Raw genomic sequence first — 14,948 nt, forward strand, 5'->3', positions numbered from 1 at the left:
CGCCGCCCCCGGGCGGCGGGCGGGGGCCCCCCGGCCCCCGCGGGCTCGTTCACCCCCCCCGCGGCCCCCCCCCCCCCCCCCGGGTCTGCGTCCCGGGGCAGCGCGGGGTCCTGCCCGGCGCTGCCGGTGCATGAACCGGGAGCAACAGCGTGTGCCGCCAGCGGTGCTGTCGACCTGCCGCACACGGGGGCGGGACTACCCTAGCAGCTACCTTTCTCGCAGGAGTTCCCATGCGGGTCTCCCCTTTGTGCAGCGTTGCCGTCGGTATTGCCAGTGCCCTGATCCTGTCGGCCTGCGGTGGCCGCGCCGCCGACAGCACCGTGCTGCGCGAGTCCTTCGATTCCGGCGACACCTTCTCCCGGACGGTCGACAGCCGCCCGGCCGATGCCTGTGAAGCGGCGCGACGGGCCCTGCTCAGCCAGGGCTATGCGATCGCCCGCGTCGATGACGCGCAGGTGGAGGGGAGCAAGAACTTCCAGCCACGCGAGGACGATCACGAGCAACTGGTACTCCGCATCTCCTGCGCGCCGCGTGGCAGCCAGTCGCTGGTGTTCGTCAGCGCGGTGCAGGACCGCTACGCGTTGAAGAAGAGCCCGACCTCGGCCAGCGTGGGCGTGGGCGCGCTGGGTTCGGTGTCGCTGCCGTTCGGCAGCAATGACGATTCCCTGGTGAAGGTCGCCAGCAGCACCATCACCGATGCCGACTTCTACCGCCGGTTCTTCCAGCGCCTGCAGCAGTACCTGCCGGCCGCCCCCGGTGAGGCGCCGCCGGTTCCGGAACGGCTGCCCGCTCCCCCCGTATCGGAGCCGGCGGCGGCGACGGATCAGGGTTGAGCGTGCGGCGTGGGTTGATGGTCATGGCCCTGCTGCTGGCTTCGCCGGCAGGCAGCGCGGCGGCGGCCGCGGACTGCGCGCAGGGCCTGCTGCAGCGGCTGGGCTGGCGGTTTGAAGTGGCTGCGGTCAGTGCGCCGCAGATCCAGGGTGGCCCGGTGTGCACCCGGGCATCGCTGGCCGAGGCGCAGGCCGCAGGTGATCTGCGTGTGCGATGGCCGCAGACGCTGGACGGGGCGCAGCGCGAGGCGCTGCTGCAGCAGCTGCTGGAGGATCCTGCCACGGTCTGTGCCTATGCCTTCGAACTGGGCGCGGCGACCCGGCGGGCCGCCACGTCGCTGCAGGGCAACCCGCAGTTCCGCTTCTCCGGCGCACAGCTGGGCTGGATCGGCTTCGGGATGCAGGGCGCACGGGCGCAGGGGTGGCAACGCGTGCGCAGCTTCGGCCGCGGCTACGTTCCCGTGGATGGCAACAGCCGCGCGCTGCAGGCGTTCTACGGCGGTGCGGTGCGTGCCGAATGCGGTGTCGGCCGCCAGGTCGCGCAGCTGGCAACGCAGCGTGAGCTGTATGGCGATGCTGCGTTCGACGCGGAGTTCACCGCAGGCGAACTGTCGATCGGCACCTTCATCGCGCTGCACGGCACCGACAGTGTCCTGCTCGGTGCGCATGCGGGCGACTTCCTTGCCGACGGCAAAGCCGTGCGCACCTCGGTGAGGGGACGTCAGGCCTTCGCGGGCCTGCCCGGCTTCATCGAACACGTGTACGACAAGAGCACGCTGGACGATCTGAGCAACCAGGCCGAGAACTTCGTCGTGGTCGACGTCGGGCCGGATGCAGCACAGGCGCTTGCCCGCCACGGAGGCCTGGCCTGGTACGACCAGCGCAATGCCGAGCTGTGGCAACTGGCGCAGGGGCTGCCGCGGGTGGGGCGGCGCTATTTCGAGCGGCTCCTGTTCGAACGCGACCCCGGACTGCGGGCGCGCCTTCCAGCGCGCTACCACGCCCGCCTGGCACGCATGGACCAGGTGCTGGACGATCCGTTCTACCAGCAGTTCGTGATCTACGTGCATCCGCGCGGTATACGTCCCATCGGCTACCACATCGCCCGGCTGCTCGACCGCAATCCACGGACGCCGTTTTCGATCGACCTGGCGGTGCACAATCTGCATACCACGCTCTACCGGCGTTGGCGCGAGGCGCAGCTGCGCCACTGTGCGTCAACCGGCAGGCCAGGCAGCCTGACCCTAGACCCCAACTGAAGGTGAAACAATGGATATTGCAATGATCGGCCTTGGCCGCATGGGCGCCAACATGGCCCAGCGCCTGCATCGCGGCGGCCACCGCGTGGTCGGCTACGACCCGGGCGAAGGCGCCCGCCAGCGCGCCGCGGAGGCCGGCATCGAAGTAGTCGATTCGCTGGCCGCCGCGGTCGCCGCGCTGCCGGTGCCGCGCGTGCTGTGGTTGATGGTGCCGGCGGGCGAAACGGTCGACCAGACGCTCAGCCAGCTGACCCCGCACCTGGCCGAGGGTGACATCGTCATTGACGGCGGAAACTCCAATTACCAGGACTCGATCCGCCGCGCCAAGGCGCTGGCCGAGGACGACCTGGGCTACGTCGACTGCGGCACCAGCGGCGGCATCTGGGGCCTGCAGGAGGGCTACAGCCTGATGGTCGGTGGTGAGGCGAAGGTGGTGGAGCAGGTTGCGCCGCTGCTGCGCACACTGGCGCCGGCGGAGGATCGGGGTTGGGCACGCGTCGGTCCTCCCGGTGCGGGCCATTTCACCAAGATGGTCCACAACGGCATCGAGTACGGAATGATGCAGGCCTACGCCGAAGGCTTCGCACTGATGGAACGCAAGCAGGACATGGAGCTGGACCTGGCGCAGGTTGCCGAGGTCTGGCGCCATGGCAGCGTGGTGCGTTCGTGGTTGCTGGACCTGAGTGCCGAGGCGCTCAAGCGCAATCCGTCGCTGGATGGCATCGCCCCCTACGTGGAGGATTCCGGCGAAGGCCGCTGGACCGTGGCCGAAGCGATCGCGCTGGATGTGCCGGCGCCGGTGATCACGCTCTCGCTGCTGGAACGCCTGCGGTCGCGCGAGTCGAATTCGTTCACTGACCGCCTGCTGGCGGCGATGCGCAATGAATTCGGTGGGCATGCGATCAAGAAGTCGTAAGCGCCAGGACCGGAGCCCTTCGGCGCTGCCGTGGGGTTCCGGGCCGCGGACCGCGATCAGTTCAGTGCGATGCGCCGGGCCTTGCAAGCGCTGTCCCTGCCAGCCTGCAGCAAGCGCATTACCTGCAGCGCCTGCAATGGGCTGACCGTGGGTTCACCGTCACCCTGCATCGCCGCAGCGAACTGGGCATACAGGCGGCGATAGTCGCCCGGCAGGTTGTCGACCGTGCTGCGTTGCACGTTGTCCTCGGCATCGCAGTACACCCGCTCGCCGTGACGCGGGTCGATGCCCCAGCCCGGCGCGCCCGGCGCAACGCCGCGGCGCAGCTGTGCTTCCTGTACGTCCAGGCCCTGCTTGATCCAGCTGGCGCGGCTGCCGTGCACGGCGAACCGAGGCGTCGGTGCCGCCACCAGCGAACCGGCATGGAGGATCGCGCGGTGCCTCGGGTAATGCAGCACCGCATGGAAGTAATCGATGCCGCTGCCGCCTTCGCGCTGCACCGCCAGGTCCGCGTCGATCGCCTGCGGCCAGCCGAACAGCACCAGCATCTGATCCAGCAGATGCGGTGCAAGGTCATACCACAGGCCACTGCCAGGCCCCTCCTGCTCCCGCCAGCGCTCGCGCACGTGGGGGCGGTAGCGATCGAAATGCGCATGGCATTCGGCGACTTCGCCGAGCGCACCTTCGGCCAGCAAGGCCTGCAACGTCAGGAAATCGGCGTCGAAACGGCGATTCTGGAACACCGTGACGATGCGGTCTGCATCGCGCGCCGCCGCCAGCACGGCTTCGGCTTCGGCCACGTCCAGTGCGAAGGGTTTGTCCACCAGCACATGCTTGCCTGCGGCCAGCGCGGCCATCGCCAATGGTGCGTGCTGGTCATTCGGCGTGGCAATCACCACCGCGTCCACCGCCGGATCGTCGAATACGTCCCGGGGTGCCGCGCGCACATGTACATCGCTGAACGTGCGCAGCAGCAGGTCGCGCTGCGAACTGACCACGCTGTGCAGGGTCAGTCCCGGGGTGTGCTGGATCAGCGGCGCGTGGAAAACGCGGCCGGCGAGGCCATACCCGATCAGGGCCAGTTGCAGGTCAGGGCGCATGGCAGTGCTCCGCGCAGATCAGGCATGCAGGGTAAACGACGGGGGCCAGGATCCAAAGCTGAACGGTTGCGTTGAAAACCGGCGCGATTCACGGCGGCGTGACCGTAGCGCCACGCCTGCTGCACGGCGCTGCGGCCACACTGACCCCACATTCCGCAGGAGGTAACACACGATGAACAACCCGACCCGTACGCTGATTGCTTCGGCCCTCACCCTGGGCCTGGCGCTGTCCTCCTCGGCTGCATTCGCCAAGGATCCGGCAGCCAAGAGTCCGCCTGCCACCGACCATTCGGCGATGACCCACGCCGATCGCCACGACTCCAACGAGCCGGTGACCGACACCTGGATCACCACCAAGGTGAAGGCCGACCTGCTGGCCAGCAGCAATGTGCCGGGCACCGAGGTCAAGGTGGAAACCGTGAATGGCGTCGTCAGCCTCAGCGGCACGGTGGCGACCCAGGCCGAGCATGACAAGGCCGTCACTACGGCCAAGGGCATCAAGGGCGTCACCCGCGTTGATGCCAGCGCGCTGAAGGTCAACGCGGCGGCCAAGCGCTGATCCCGTGCGCCGCCCCGCCGGGGCGCCGCAGTACAGCTGGCAGTACAGCTGCATGACGGTGGAGCCGGGCCAGCCCCGGCTCCACCCATCGTGTTTTCTGGAGCGTTCAGCTGCCGGGGCCAGACGTTCCAGAGGTGTGACCGCCTGCGCTATATTGCCGGTTCCGCCGCAGCTGGGCCTGTCCGGGCCCATCCCTCTGCGGCCGTGCTGATGAGGAACTATGGCGCTGGTGTTCAGTGACGACATCTGGGATCGCTGGCGATTGCCGGCCTTGGCGCTGGCCGCCGCCGCGATCATCGTCGTGCCGTGGTTGACCCAGCGCAAGCTTCAGCGTGAGAACGAAGAAGCCATGGCCTGGGTGACGCATACGCAGGCGGTTGGCGTGGCGCTCCAACAGTTGCAGGCCGATGTGCGCGATGTCGAGTCGGCGGCGTTGACGCTGTCCAAGGGCGTGGACGCGCCCGGTCTGCGCGAGCGCATGGCCAAGGCCAACGAGATTCCCGGCCGACTCGCAGAGCTGGGCCGGATGACACGCGATAATCCTGAGCAGCTGATCCGCATCGGTCGCATCGAGTCCATGCTGGAAGGGCGGCTGGCGGTGGCGCGCGCGCTGGCCAAGGCCGAACCGAACAGTGACCAGCGCGCGCTGGTACAGGACCTGAGCACCCGTTACCCGATCCGCAGCGTGGTTGAAGAGCTGCAGAACAGCGAGCAGGCGCTGCTGGCCGAGCGGGCCGAACAGGCTGCGCGGCAGCGCAGGCAGACCGAATTCGTCTCGTGGAGCTCGCTGGTGGTACAGCTGGCGCTGCTCGGCCTGGTGCTCTGGCTGCTGCAGCGGCAGATCGGTCGCCGCCTGCAGGCCGAACGGCAGTCGCTGCGCTCGGCCGCGCGCGCTGCCTCAGTACTGCAGACCGTGCGTGAGCCGATCGTGCTGCTCGACCGCGAGCTGCGCGTGCAGCTGCACAATCCGGCCTTTGCCGAGTTGTACGGCCTGCAGGACGAACGTGCCGATGGCCTGCTGCTGGATGACGTCGGCGACGGCGCCTGGCGGGACGCCGTCGTGCGCCAGCGCCTGGTCGATGTGCTGCTGCGCGGGCGCGAGCTGTGGGACTTCGAGCACGAACAGCGCACCTCCGAGGGCGTGGTGCGCTACATGCTGCTCAACGCGCGGCGCATGCCGCTGCCGGATACCGACGATGAAGTGGTGTTGCTGACCGTCAGCGATGTCACCGTGCAGCGCGCCGTGCAGTCGCGTGTGGAGGAACTGAACCGCCAGCTGGAAGGCAAGGTGGCGCAGGTCTCGGAGGTCAATCGCGAGCTGGAAGCATTCAGCTATTCGGTGTCGCATGACCTGCGCGCGCCGCTGCGCCACGTTGCCGGCTTCTCCGACAAGCTGTCGCGCCACCTGGGCGAGAGCGCCGACGAGAAGAGCCTGCATTACCTTGGGGTGATCTCCAGCTCGGCGCGGCGCATGGCGACGCTGATCGACGATCTGCTGGTCTATTCGCGGCTGGGGCGCGCAGCGATGCGCCAGCAGGCAGTGGACATGCAGTCGCTGGTGTCCGATACCCGTGCGATGCTCGATTCCAACCTGCAGGCCGAGGCTGAAAGCAGTGGCCAGGTCCATCACGTCGAATGGAACATCGCACCGCTGCCGATCGTGGTGGCCGATGAGAACATGATGCGCCAGGTGTGGCTGAACCTGCTCGGCAACGCGGTCAAGTATTCCAGCAACCGCGAACCGGCGAAGATCCGCGTGGATTACCAGCCGCAGCCTGATGGCGGCCATCAGTTCACGGTCAGCGACAATGGTGCAGGCTTTGACATGGCCTATGCCGGAAAGCTGTTCGGCGTGTTCCAGCGCCTGCACAAGGCCAGTGATTACCCCGGTACCGGCATCGGCCTGGCCAGCGTACGCCGCGTGCTGACCCGTCATGGAGGCCGGGTCTGGGCCGAAGCCGAGCCGGACGCCGGCGCAACCTTCCACTTCTACCTGCCTCCCGCGCTCGACGCGGACAAACAAGGTCCCTCCGCATGACGACTCTGCGCACCATCCTTCTTGCCGAAGACAGCCCGGCCGATGCCGAGATGGCGATCGACGCCCTGCAGGAAGCCCGCCTGGCCAATCCCATCGTGCACGTCGAGGACGGCGTGGAGGTCATGGACTACCTGCTGCGGCGCGGTACCTTCGCCAGCCGCGAGGAGGGCCTGCCGGCGGTGCTGCTGCTGGACATCAAGATGCCGCGCATGGACGGCCTGGAAGTGCTGCGGCAGATCCGTGAGCACGAGGAGCTCAAGCGCCTTCCCGTGGTGATCCTGTCGTCCTCGCGCGAAGAGAGCGATCTGGCCCGCAGCTGGGACATGGGCGTGAACGCCTACGTGGTCAAGCCGGTGGACGTGGACCAGTTCTTCGGTGCCGTGCAGACCCTGGGCAAGTTCTGGGCACTGATCAACCAGGCACCGGAACTCGAGTAAGCCCATGCCCCTGACCGGTCCCTCCCTCGGGGCACTGCGCATCCTGCTGGTGGAGGATTCGCCGGAAGACGCCGAGCTGATGTCCGAACAGATGCTGGATGCGGGCCTGGAAGCCCGCTTCGAGCGCGTTGAGAGCGAGGCGGAACTGCGCCAGGCGCTGGCCTCCTTCCAGCCGGATATCGTGCTGTCCGACCTGAGCATGCCGGGTTTCTCCGGCGACGATGCCTTGCGCATCGTGCGCGAGACGGCGCCGGATGTTCCCTTCATCTTCGTCTCGGGCACGATGGGTGAGGAGAATGCAGTGGCGGCGCTGCAGAAGGGCGCCAACGACTACATCATCAAGCACCAGCCGGCGCGCCTGCCGTCGGCGGTGGCCCGTGCGATCCGCGAGGCGCGCAGCGCGGTGGAGCGTTCGCGCGTGGAGACCGAGCTGATGCGCGCGCAACGGCTGGAAAGCCTTTCGCTGCTCGCCGCTGGCCTCAGCCACGACCTGCGCAACATCCTGCAGCCGCTGCTGATCATGCCGGACCTGCTGAAGGCGCGCACCGATGATCCGCAGCTGCACCACCTTGCGGATGTGATCGCCGAGTGCGGCCGCCGCGGTCATGAAATGGCGGAATCGATGTTGTCGTTCGTCCGTGGCTCGCGCAAGCCCAGCGAACGCGTGCAGATCGACGGCCTGTTCGACGCGGTGGCGCTGCTGCTGCGCAGCAACGTGCCCGATGCGGTGCGCCTGCACCTGCAGGTGGAGGATGAGGGCCTGGCGGTCGATGCGAACTACACCGAGCTGCAGCAGGTGCTGTTGAACCTGGCACTCAATGCGATCCAGGCAATGCCCAGCGGCGGCCGCCTGAGCCTGACCGCAAGCCATGCCGGCGAGCGCGACGGTGTGGACTGGATGCGCATCGCCGTGGCCGATGAAGGCATTGGCATGGATGCCGATACGCTCTCGCATCTGTTCAATCCCTTCTTCACCACCAAGGCGGACGGTACCGGCCTGGGCCTGATTTCCTGCAAGCGCATCGTCGAAGGTGCTGGCGGCAGCATCACGGTCACCAGCCAGCCGGGGCAGGGCACCTGTTTCGAGCTGCGCCTGCCGATGCGTGACGCCATCGAGAGCGGCGAGCCGATCGAGCAGCTGGTGGCACTCGGCAGTGGCCAGTCGATCCTGGTGGTCGATGGCGAAGCCACGCGCCTGTCGCTGCTGGGCAACGCGCTGTCCAGCCAGGGATATCAGCTGCAGCTGGCTTCCGATGGACCGGCGGCGTTGCGCTGGATGCAGCAGGAGGCGATGCCGGCGCTGGTGATCGCCGATGCCGGCTCCAAACTGCTGCCGGCCAGCCAACTGCTGGGCGAAATGGCCGGACTGGGTTACCGGGGGCCGGCGCTGGTGCTGGAAGACGCGTCAGTGGACGTTCCGGCCGATGCATTCCCTGATGGCATCGAGGTGCATGTGCTGCGCAAGCCGTTGCAGATGCAGCAGGTGTTCCGCGCTGTGGCAGAGGCACTGGGCTGAATCTGCGTCGCCGGGCATGGCCCGGCGGCAGGTCACGCCGGCCGTTCCGGGGTCTCCCACGGGAAGCGTGGCAGGCTGTCCACGGCCTGTTCCAGCCGCCGTGACCAGTTCTGGTGGATGTCCGCGTACAGGGGCGAGTCCGCGCCCAGCCGCAGCTGCTGGGCGATCCGCAGCTCGCCGTCGCGCAGCAATGCCAGATCGATCGGCAGGCCGACCGAGAGGTTGGAACGGATGGTCGAATCCAGCGACACGATCGCCGTGCGCGCGGCGTCCTCAAGGCGCGTGGCCGGGCTGAGGATGCGGTCGAGGATCGGCTTGCCATACTTGGACTCGCCGATCTGCAGGTAGGGGGTCTCCGGCGAGGCGGCGATGGCATTGCCCAGCGGGTAGATCATGTACAGGCCGGGGCGTTCGCCGGCGACCTGGCCGCCGAAGATCAGCGTGGCCTGGGTGTTGACGCCGTCATGGCCGTGCTCGCTGTGGCCGCCGTGCACCTGGCTGTCCACCAGCAGGCGACCGACATAGGCCGCCGCTTCGAACAGATGGGTCATGTCGCGCAGGTTGGGCGTGCGCAGTTCCCCGGCGTCCCGGGTCAGGCGCGAGACCAGCAACTGGGTGGTGGCCAGGTTGCCAGCCGCCATCAACACGTAGGCCGCCTGGCCGGGATACTCGAACACGTGCAGCTTGCGGTGCACGCGCACATCGTCCAGCGAGGCATTGGTCCGGGTGTCGGCGGCGAAGACCAGGCCCTGGTCCACCTCGATTCCAACGCAATAGGTCATGTCGGTGCCCTATCATGTGCGTCCCGGATTGTAGGCAGGCCGCCGTGACGACGGCATGCCCACGCCCCCCAGACCCGTCACCTGAACCGCATGACCACCGTGCTCCTCAGCCTGGGCAGCAACGTCCAGCCCCGCCGCCATCTCCACGCCGCGGTGGCGGCCCTGCGCGAGCGTTTCGGCGCGTTGCAGGTGTCTCCGGCCTACCGCACGGCCGCGGTCGGCTTCGATGGCCCGGCCTTCCTCAACAATGGCGTGCTGATCCAGACCGATCTGCCGCTGCAGGCGCTGGATGATTGGCTGCACGCACTGGAAGACGCCCACGGTCGTGATCGCAGTGGTCCGCGCTTCTCCGACCGTACCCTGGACATCGACGTGGTGTTCTACGGCAACCACATCGTGGAAGGCCCGGGCCATCTGCGCATTCCGCGCCCCGAGCTGAAGCACGCCTTCGTGCTGAAGCCGCTGGCGGACATCGCGCCGGACTTCATCGACCCGGTCAGCGGCCTGGCCCTGGCGGCGCTGTGGCGCGCACACGCTCAGTTTGGCGAGGCATTCGAGGTGGTTGACCTGGAATGAGGGCCGCTGCGCTCGCCTACGTAGATCGGTAGCGCCGGGCCATGCCCGGCGGACTTCAACTCACCGTGCGTCCGCCATCCACGCGCAGGGTGTGGCCGGTGACGAAGCTGGCCTCGGCCACCAGCCAGTACACCGCCTCGGCGATCTCCTCGACCGTGCCGGTGCGTGCCAGCGGCGTGCGCGCCAGCAGGGCCTCGCGGGCGAAATCGTCCTTTCCCTGCTCGGGCCACAGGATCGCACCGGGGGCGACCGCATTGACCCGCACTTTCGGCGCCAGTTCCAGCGCCAGTGACCGGGTGGCCATCTCCAGTGCGGCCTTGGCCATGGTGTAGGCCACATGGTCGCGCATCGGGTCGGTGCCGTGCAGATCGGTCAGATTGACGATGCAGCCCTGCTGGCGGCGCAGGTACGGCGCGGCCGCCTGTGACAGCAGCAGCGGTGCACGCGCATTGACCGCGTACAGCTCATCCATCGCTTCGGCGGTCACCTGGCCGAGCGGGGTGGGGAAGAAGTTGGACGCGTTGTTGACCAGCGCATCGAGGCGGCCGAAGTGGGCCACGGCCTGTTCGACCAGATCGGGCAGGGTGCCGGCATCGCGCAGGTCGGCCTGCAGGGCCAGCACACTGCCCGGACGGACGTTGTCCAGGTCGAAGGCGGCCTGCTGCAGCTCGGCGCTGGACGTGTTGGCATGCAGCACCACCGACCAGCCACAGGCGTGGAACTGGCGTGCGATGGCGGCGCCGATCCGGCGCGCGCTGCCGGTGATCAGGGCCACGGGGGCGGTTTCGCTCATCGAGGGTCCTCCAAGGCTCGGCTATCCTGTGCACCATTGTCACCGCATTCGAAGACGCCATGCAGCCTACCTTCCCTCTGCCCGATGCCGACGCCCTGGCCCACAGCGACCAGCTGGCCGCCGCACTGCGCGCTGAAATCCTCGCCCAGGGGGGCGCGATGCCGTTTTCCCGCTTCATGGAACTGTGCCTGTACGCACCCGGGTGGGGCTATTACAGCGCCGGTTCCAGCAAGTTCGGTGGCGGTGGTGACTTCACCACCGCGCCCGAGCTGGGCGGCCTGTTCGCCGGCAGCGTGGCCAATGCGCTGGCGCCGGTGTTCGCCCAGCTCGGTGCGCAGTCGCGGATGCTGGAGCTGGGCGGCGGCACCGGTGCCTTCGCCGAAGCCGTGCTGCTGCGGCTGGCCGAGCTGGATGCGGTGCCTTCGCGTTATGCCATCCTTGAACCCAGTGCCGACCTGCGCCAGCGCCAGCAGCAGCGCCTGCAACAGGCGCTGCCGGCAGAGCTGGCCACGCGCGTGGACTGGATCGAGCGTCCGTTCGAAGAGGACTGGGAAGGTGTGGTGTTCGCCAACGAGGTGATCGACGCACTTCCGACCCCGCGCTTCCTGATCAGGGACGGCGAGGTCTACGAGGAGACCGTGGAGCTGGACGCGGAGGGCAACTTCATCCGTGGCGCGCAGCCGGCCGATATTCTGCTCAACGGCGCCGTGCGCCACATCGAACGCTATCTCGAAAGGCCCTTCGCCGACGGATACCGCTCGGAGGTGCTGCCGCAGCTGCCGTACTGGCTGCAGGCAGTGGCTGGCGGCCTGCAACGTGGCGCGATGCTGTTCATCGACTACGGCTACAGCCGCAGCGAGTTCTACCAGCACGATCGCGACGACGGCACGGTGCGCGCCTTCTACCGCCACCACGTGCATAACGACGTGCATCGCTGGCCGGGCCTGCAGGACATCACGGCCTCGGTGGACTTCACCGCAATGGCCGAAGCGGGCCTGCACGGTGGCTTCGAGCTGGCGGGGTACTGCAGCCAGGCCAGCTTCCTGATCGGCAATGGCCTGGACCAGGTGCTGAGCCTGGCCGAGGAGCGTACCGATGAAGTGGGGCGCATCCAGCTGCGCGACCAGGTGAAGAAGCTGACCCTGCCGACCGGCATGGGCGAGCGCTTCCAGGCGATCGGCCTGCAGCGTGGAATCGACTTCGAGCCGGCGTTCGCGCTGGGCGATCTGAGCTGGCGCCTGTGAGCGCGACGCGCATGATCAAGCCGCTGCGGCGGCCGCGTCTATGGACTGCGCTGTGGGTGCTGGCCGTGCTGTTCGTGATCGTGGTCTGCCTGATTCCCCCGCCACCGATTCCCGTGCCGGAGAACGGCGACAAGGTCGAGCATTTCCTGGCGTACTTCATTCTGTCCGGCAGTGCCGTGCAGCTGTTCCGGCAAGGACGTCCGCTGCTGTGGGTCGGGCTGGGCCTGGTGCTGATGGGAATCGGGATCGAGTTCGCACAGGGGGCGCTGACACGCGACCGAATGGCCGACCCGATGGACGCCCTCGCCAACACGGTTGGCGTTCTTGCCGGATTGGGCCTCGCGCTGACCCCGCTGCACGACCTCCTGCTGCGCTGGCGGGGCTGACACGCCTTCCCTGGTTGAAGTGGAACCGGGCATGGCCCGGCTCCACAGCCTTCCGGTTACTTCTGCAGCGTCACTTCGTCCAGCACCCACATCGCCGGGCGGGTATCACCGGTGAAGTTGATGCACAGGTCGTCGGTGCCATGCGTGCCCTTCGGCAGCGTCGCACGCAGGCTCACGAAGCCATCGGCATCGGGCGTGGCCGGCAGCGGGACTTCGGCCAGCACCTTGCCCGTGCAGCTGCCCCGGCGGATCAGCATCTCGCCGTGCGCACGCCTGGCCTTCTCGAAGCGACGGTTCGGCTCGTCATGCGCCAGCTGGAAGTAGTAGGGGATGCGACCGGCGCGCACCTCCACGCTGCCGATGCCGTCCAGCTGCGCCTGTGGCCAGCGCCAGCAGGGCTGGAAGATGTCCACGTTGAAGGCCGCGCGTGCGCCCTCGCGCGGGCCATCGTCTTCCAGGCGCAGTACCAGGCCCTTGTTGCCAACGCAGCTGAGCAGTTCGTCGCTGCGGCGGGCGAGCAGCGATTGCGGAGTGAACGCGGCTACGGTGGGCTCTGCGGCCAGCATCCGGCCCTGGTAGAACGCTGCGGCCTGTACCGTGGCGGGCACCTTCGCGGTCAGCGGCTGCTGGTACAGCGGCGACTGCGCGGTCACCGGCTGGCCATCGGTGCTGTAGCGCACCTCGTAGCCCAGCGGGTTGGCCAGCGACACCGTCACCGTGCCTGCGGCGCGATCATCGTGGTACGCCACGCCCACTTCGAACGGCGTCTGTGCATAGGCGAGTCCCCATGCGCGGTAGCGCTGCAGCTGTGACGGCAGGCGTGCCAGGAAGTCGCGGAAGTCACGCTTCCCGGGCGGGCTCCAGCCGGTCTCGGCCACCGCCGCCAGGCGTGGGAACAGGTTGTGCTGCAGCCGCGCATAGCTGCGGGTGTGCTCGGTGAACATGTTCGCCTGCAGGCCGAGGATGTGTCCGCGCTTGTCGGCGGGCAGTTCGTCCGGCACCGGCTCGAAGTTGTAGAGCTTGCCGAGGTTGACCTGCGTGGGGCGGCCCGGCGGTTCATTGGGCGAGGCGGTCTGCAGGTAGTCCAGGTACAGGTAGCCGACCGGCGACATGATCACGTCATGGCCGGCGCTGGCAGCGGCCAGGCCGCCTTCGGTACCGCGCCAGGACATCACCGTAGCCTGGGGGGGCAGCCCGCCCTCGAGAATTTCGTCCCAGCCGATCAGGCGCCGGTCGTGTTCCTCCAGGAATGTCTCCAGGCGCTTGATGATGTGGCTCTGCATGGCCATCTCATCCTTGATGCCCAGCTCGCGCATGCGCTGCTGAATCTGCGCGGACGCCTCCCACTGGTCCTTTACGGCCTCGTCGCCACCCACGTGCACGTACTTCGCCGGGAACAGTGCGATCACCTCCTCCAGCACGTTCTCGAGGAAGGTCACGGTGCTGTCTTCCACGTTGAAGAGGTTGGGGAACACGCCCCATTCGCTGATCGGCTTCAGCGGCGTGCTGATCGAGCCCAGCTCCGGATAGGCGGCGATCGCGGCCGTGGCATGGCCCGGCACGTCGATTTCCGGAATCACCTGGATGTGCAGCTTGGCTGCATAGGCAATCACTTCACGGATCTGCTCCTGCGTGTAGAAACCGCAATACGGGTACTCCTGTCTGGTCACCGGATCGATGCCGCCATCGCCGGCCGGCAGGCGGCAGCTGCCGACCTCGGTCAGCTTCGGGTAGCGCTTGATCTCCATGCGCCAGCCCTGGTCATCCGTCAGGTGCCAATGGAAGGTGTTGAGCTTGTGCGCGGACATCGCATCAAGCACGCGCTTGATCTCGTCCAGGCTCTGGAAATGCCGTGCCGAGTCGAGCATGAAGCCCCGCCAGGGGAAACGCGGCGCATCCTGGATCTGCACGGCCGGCAGCGCGCCCTGGCTGCCGCCGGTGGCCAGCTGGGCCAGCGTGGTTGCGCCGTAGAACAGGCCGGTCTCGTTGCCGGCCTGCACCAGCACGCCCTGCGCGGTGCTGTCCAGCGTGTAGCTCTCGCCGCTGTCGCGGAAGGTGGGAATGATCTGGAAGCGGATGCCGCCTGCCTTGGCCGCAGCCTTGCCGGTAGCCAGCGCCAGGCGCGGGCCGCCGCTGCGCGCCAGCAGGTCGGCGAATTGGGTGGCGACCCGCTGTGCGGCCTCGCCGTCTGCGTACAGCGTGGTCGTGGCGGACACAGTGATGCCACTGCCCTGGCCGGGCTGCACGCTGGCGGGGGCAGGAATCAGCATCAGGCTGTTGGCGCGCAGCTGCGGGCCAGGAGCTTCAGCGGCGGGCACCGGATCGGCGGCGAAGGCCGGCAGGGCCGGCAGCAGGGCAAACAGGCTGCCCAGCAGCAGTGCGCCGTGCATCCTGGCGCGGAAGGGCTTGACCATCGGAACGACTCCTTGGAACGGTGCGATGAACGCTATACATGAAAAACGCCGGGCCCGGAATGACCCAGGCCCGGCGTGCGTGCACGACTCGGCGATGA

Annotated in this window: 14 protein-coding genes; 10 read left to right on the forward strand and 4 right to left on the reverse strand. The window is 68.0% G+C overall.

Going from position 1 to position 14,948, the window contains the following annotated elements:
- Window positions 1-230: 230 nt before the first annotated feature.
- Genes ACVOMM_RS16810 through gnd form a run of 3 tightly spaced genes read left to right on the forward strand, consistent with a single transcriptional unit; the run spans window position 231 to window position 3,005 of the window.
- Complete coding sequence (locus ACVOMM_RS16810; RefSeq protein WP_053519316.1) at window positions 231-833, forward strand: DUF2242 domain-containing protein; 603 nt, start codon at window positions 231-233, stop codon at window positions 831-833.
- Window positions 834-850: 17 nt separating this feature from the next.
- Entirely contained in the window at window positions 851-2,089 is a 1,239-nt protein-coding gene (locus ACVOMM_RS16815) for a hypothetical protein (RefSeq protein ID WP_481526524.1), read from the forward strand.
- A 10-nt stretch (window positions 2,090-2,099) separates the two neighbouring features.
- Complete coding sequence (gene gnd, locus ACVOMM_RS16820) at window positions 2,100-3,005, forward strand: phosphogluconate dehydrogenase (NAD(+)-dependent, decarboxylating) (protein ID WP_481526525.1); 906 nt, start codon at window positions 2,100-2,102, stop codon at window positions 3,003-3,005.
- 56 nt (window positions 3,006-3,061) lie between these two features.
- Here gnd and ACVOMM_RS16825 read toward each other — a convergent pair whose 3' ends face one another.
- The gene (locus ACVOMM_RS16825; RefSeq protein ID WP_481526526.1) at window positions 3,062-4,105 is read right to left on the reverse strand and encodes an oxidoreductase; all 1,044 of its coding nucleotides are present in this window, start codon (window positions 4,103-4,105) and stop codon (window positions 3,062-3,064) included.
- A 172-nt stretch (window positions 4,106-4,277) separates the two neighbouring features.
- Between ACVOMM_RS16825 and ACVOMM_RS16830 the strand changes: the two genes are divergently transcribed.
- The 4 genes from ACVOMM_RS16830 to ACVOMM_RS16845 all read left to right on the forward strand — a co-directional run bounded on the left by ACVOMM_RS16830 (window position 4,278) and on the right by ACVOMM_RS16845 (window position 8,655).
- On the forward strand, window positions 4,278-4,664 hold the full coding sequence (locus tag ACVOMM_RS16830; RefSeq protein WP_053519307.1) for a BON domain-containing protein: 387 nt from the start codon (window positions 4,278-4,280) through the stop codon (window positions 4,662-4,664).
- 220 nt (window positions 4,665-4,884) lie between these two features.
- On the forward strand, window positions 4,885-6,702 hold the full coding sequence (locus tag ACVOMM_RS16835; RefSeq protein ID WP_053519305.1) for a sensor histidine kinase: 1,818 nt from the start codon (window positions 4,885-4,887) through the stop codon (window positions 6,700-6,702).
- Window positions 6,699-7,139 (forward strand): response regulator, encoded by a 441-nt coding sequence (locus tag ACVOMM_RS16840; protein ID WP_053519303.1) that lies wholly within the window; start codon window positions 6,699-6,701, stop codon window positions 7,137-7,139. Before ACVOMM_RS16835 ends, ACVOMM_RS16840 begins: the two co-directional genes overlap by 4 nt.
- A 4-nt stretch (window positions 7,140-7,143) precedes the next feature.
- Window positions 7,144-8,655, forward strand: a complete 1,512-nt coding sequence (locus tag ACVOMM_RS16845) for an ATP-binding response regulator (protein ID WP_065175156.1) — start codon at window positions 7,144-7,146, stop codon at window positions 8,653-8,655.
- Window positions 8,656-8,687: 32 nt separating this feature from the next.
- On the opposite strand, the gene ACVOMM_RS16850 is transcribed toward ACVOMM_RS16845, so the two are convergent.
- Window positions 8,688-9,437 (reverse strand): proteasome-type protease, encoded by a 750-nt coding sequence (locus ACVOMM_RS16850; RefSeq protein WP_476340410.1) that lies wholly within the window; start codon window positions 9,435-9,437, stop codon window positions 8,688-8,690.
- 90 nt (window positions 9,438-9,527) lie between these two features.
- On the opposite strand from ACVOMM_RS16850, the gene folK reads away from it, so the two are divergent.
- The gene (folK, locus tag ACVOMM_RS16855) at window positions 9,528-10,013 is read left to right on the forward strand and encodes a 2-amino-4-hydroxy-6-hydroxymethyldihydropteridine diphosphokinase (RefSeq protein ID WP_065175155.1); all 486 of its coding nucleotides are present in this window, start codon (window positions 9,528-9,530) and stop codon (window positions 10,011-10,013) included.
- A 55-nt stretch (window positions 10,014-10,068) separates the two neighbouring features.
- On the opposite strand, the gene ACVOMM_RS16860 is transcribed toward folK, so the two are convergent.
- Window positions 10,069-10,806 (reverse strand): pteridine reductase, encoded by a 738-nt coding sequence (locus tag ACVOMM_RS16860; RefSeq protein WP_481526527.1) that lies wholly within the window; start codon window positions 10,804-10,806, stop codon window positions 10,069-10,071.
- A gap of 59 nt (window positions 10,807-10,865) precedes the next feature.
- On the opposite strand from ACVOMM_RS16860, the gene ACVOMM_RS16865 reads away from it, so the two are divergent.
- Together ACVOMM_RS16865 and ACVOMM_RS16870 are read left to right on the forward strand one after the other, a co-directional pair.
- Window positions 10,866-12,050, forward strand: a complete 1,185-nt coding sequence (locus ACVOMM_RS16865; RefSeq protein WP_128990003.1) for a class I SAM-dependent methyltransferase — start codon at window positions 10,866-10,868, stop codon at window positions 12,048-12,050.
- Between the two features lie 11 nt (window positions 12,051-12,061).
- Window positions 12,062-12,436 carry a VanZ family protein gene (locus ACVOMM_RS16870; protein WP_481526528.1) on the forward strand — a complete coding sequence of 125 codons (375 nt, stop codon included), beginning with the start codon at window positions 12,062-12,064 and terminating at the stop codon, window positions 12,434-12,436.
- A 56-nt stretch (window positions 12,437-12,492) separates the two neighbouring features.
- On the opposite strand, the gene ACVOMM_RS16875 is transcribed toward ACVOMM_RS16870, so the two are convergent.
- Window positions 12,493-14,850 (reverse strand): family 20 glycosylhydrolase, encoded by a 2,358-nt coding sequence (locus ACVOMM_RS16875; RefSeq protein ID WP_481526529.1) that lies wholly within the window; start codon window positions 14,848-14,850, stop codon window positions 12,493-12,495.
- Window positions 14,851-14,948 lie beyond the last annotated feature (98 nt).

This window comes from Stenotrophomonas sp. STEN009 (genome assembly GCF_056760395.1).

Bases quoted from the DNA above. Each gene is read 5' to 3' on its own strand.
- ACVOMM_RS16840 (WP_053519303.1), top strand. From the start codon at position 6,699: ATGACGACTCTGCGCACCATCCTTCTTGCCGAAGACAGCCCGGCCGAT.
- gnd (WP_481526525.1), top strand. From the start codon at position 2,100: ATGGATATTGCAATGATCGGCCTTGGCCGCATGGGCGCCAACATGGCC.
- ACVOMM_RS16860 (WP_481526527.1), bottom strand. From the start codon at position 10,806: ATGAGCGAAACCGCCCCCGTGGCCCTGATCACCGGCAGCGCGCGCCGG.
- ACVOMM_RS16845 (WP_065175156.1), top strand. From the start codon at position 7,144: ATGCCCCTGACCGGTCCCTCCCTCGGGGCACTGCGCATCCTGCTGGTG.
- folK (WP_065175155.1), top strand. From the start codon at position 9,528: ATGACCACCGTGCTCCTCAGCCTGGGCAGCAACGTCCAGCCCCGCCGC.
- ACVOMM_RS16830 (WP_053519307.1), top strand. From the start codon at position 4,278: ATGAACAACCCGACCCGTACGCTGATTGCTTCGGCCCTCACCCTGGGC.
- ACVOMM_RS16825 (WP_481526526.1), bottom strand. From the start codon at position 4,105: ATGCGCCCTGACCTGCAACTGGCCCTGATCGGGTATGGCCTCGCCGGC.
- ACVOMM_RS16875 (WP_481526529.1), bottom strand. From the start codon at position 14,850: ATGGTCAAGCCCTTCCGCGCCAGGATGCACGGCGCACTGCTGCTGGGC.
- ACVOMM_RS16870 (WP_481526528.1), top strand. From the start codon at position 12,062: ATGATCAAGCCGCTGCGGCGGCCGCGTCTATGGACTGCGCTGTGGGTG.
- ACVOMM_RS16835 (WP_053519305.1), top strand. From the start codon at position 4,885: ATGGCGCTGGTGTTCAGTGACGACATCTGGGATCGCTGGCGATTGCCG.
- ACVOMM_RS16810 (WP_053519316.1), top strand. From the start codon at position 231: ATGCGGGTCTCCCCTTTGTGCAGCGTTGCCGTCGGTATTGCCAGTGCC.
- ACVOMM_RS16865 (WP_128990003.1), top strand. From the start codon at position 10,866: ATGCAGCCTACCTTCCCTCTGCCCGATGCCGACGCCCTGGCCCACAGC.
- ACVOMM_RS16850 (WP_476340410.1), bottom strand. From the start codon at position 9,437: ATGACCTATTGCGTTGGAATCGAGGTGGACCAGGGCCTGGTCTTCGCC.
- ACVOMM_RS16815 (WP_481526524.1), top strand. From the start codon at position 851: ATGGTCATGGCCCTGCTGCTGGCTTCGCCGGCAGGCAGCGCGGCGGCG.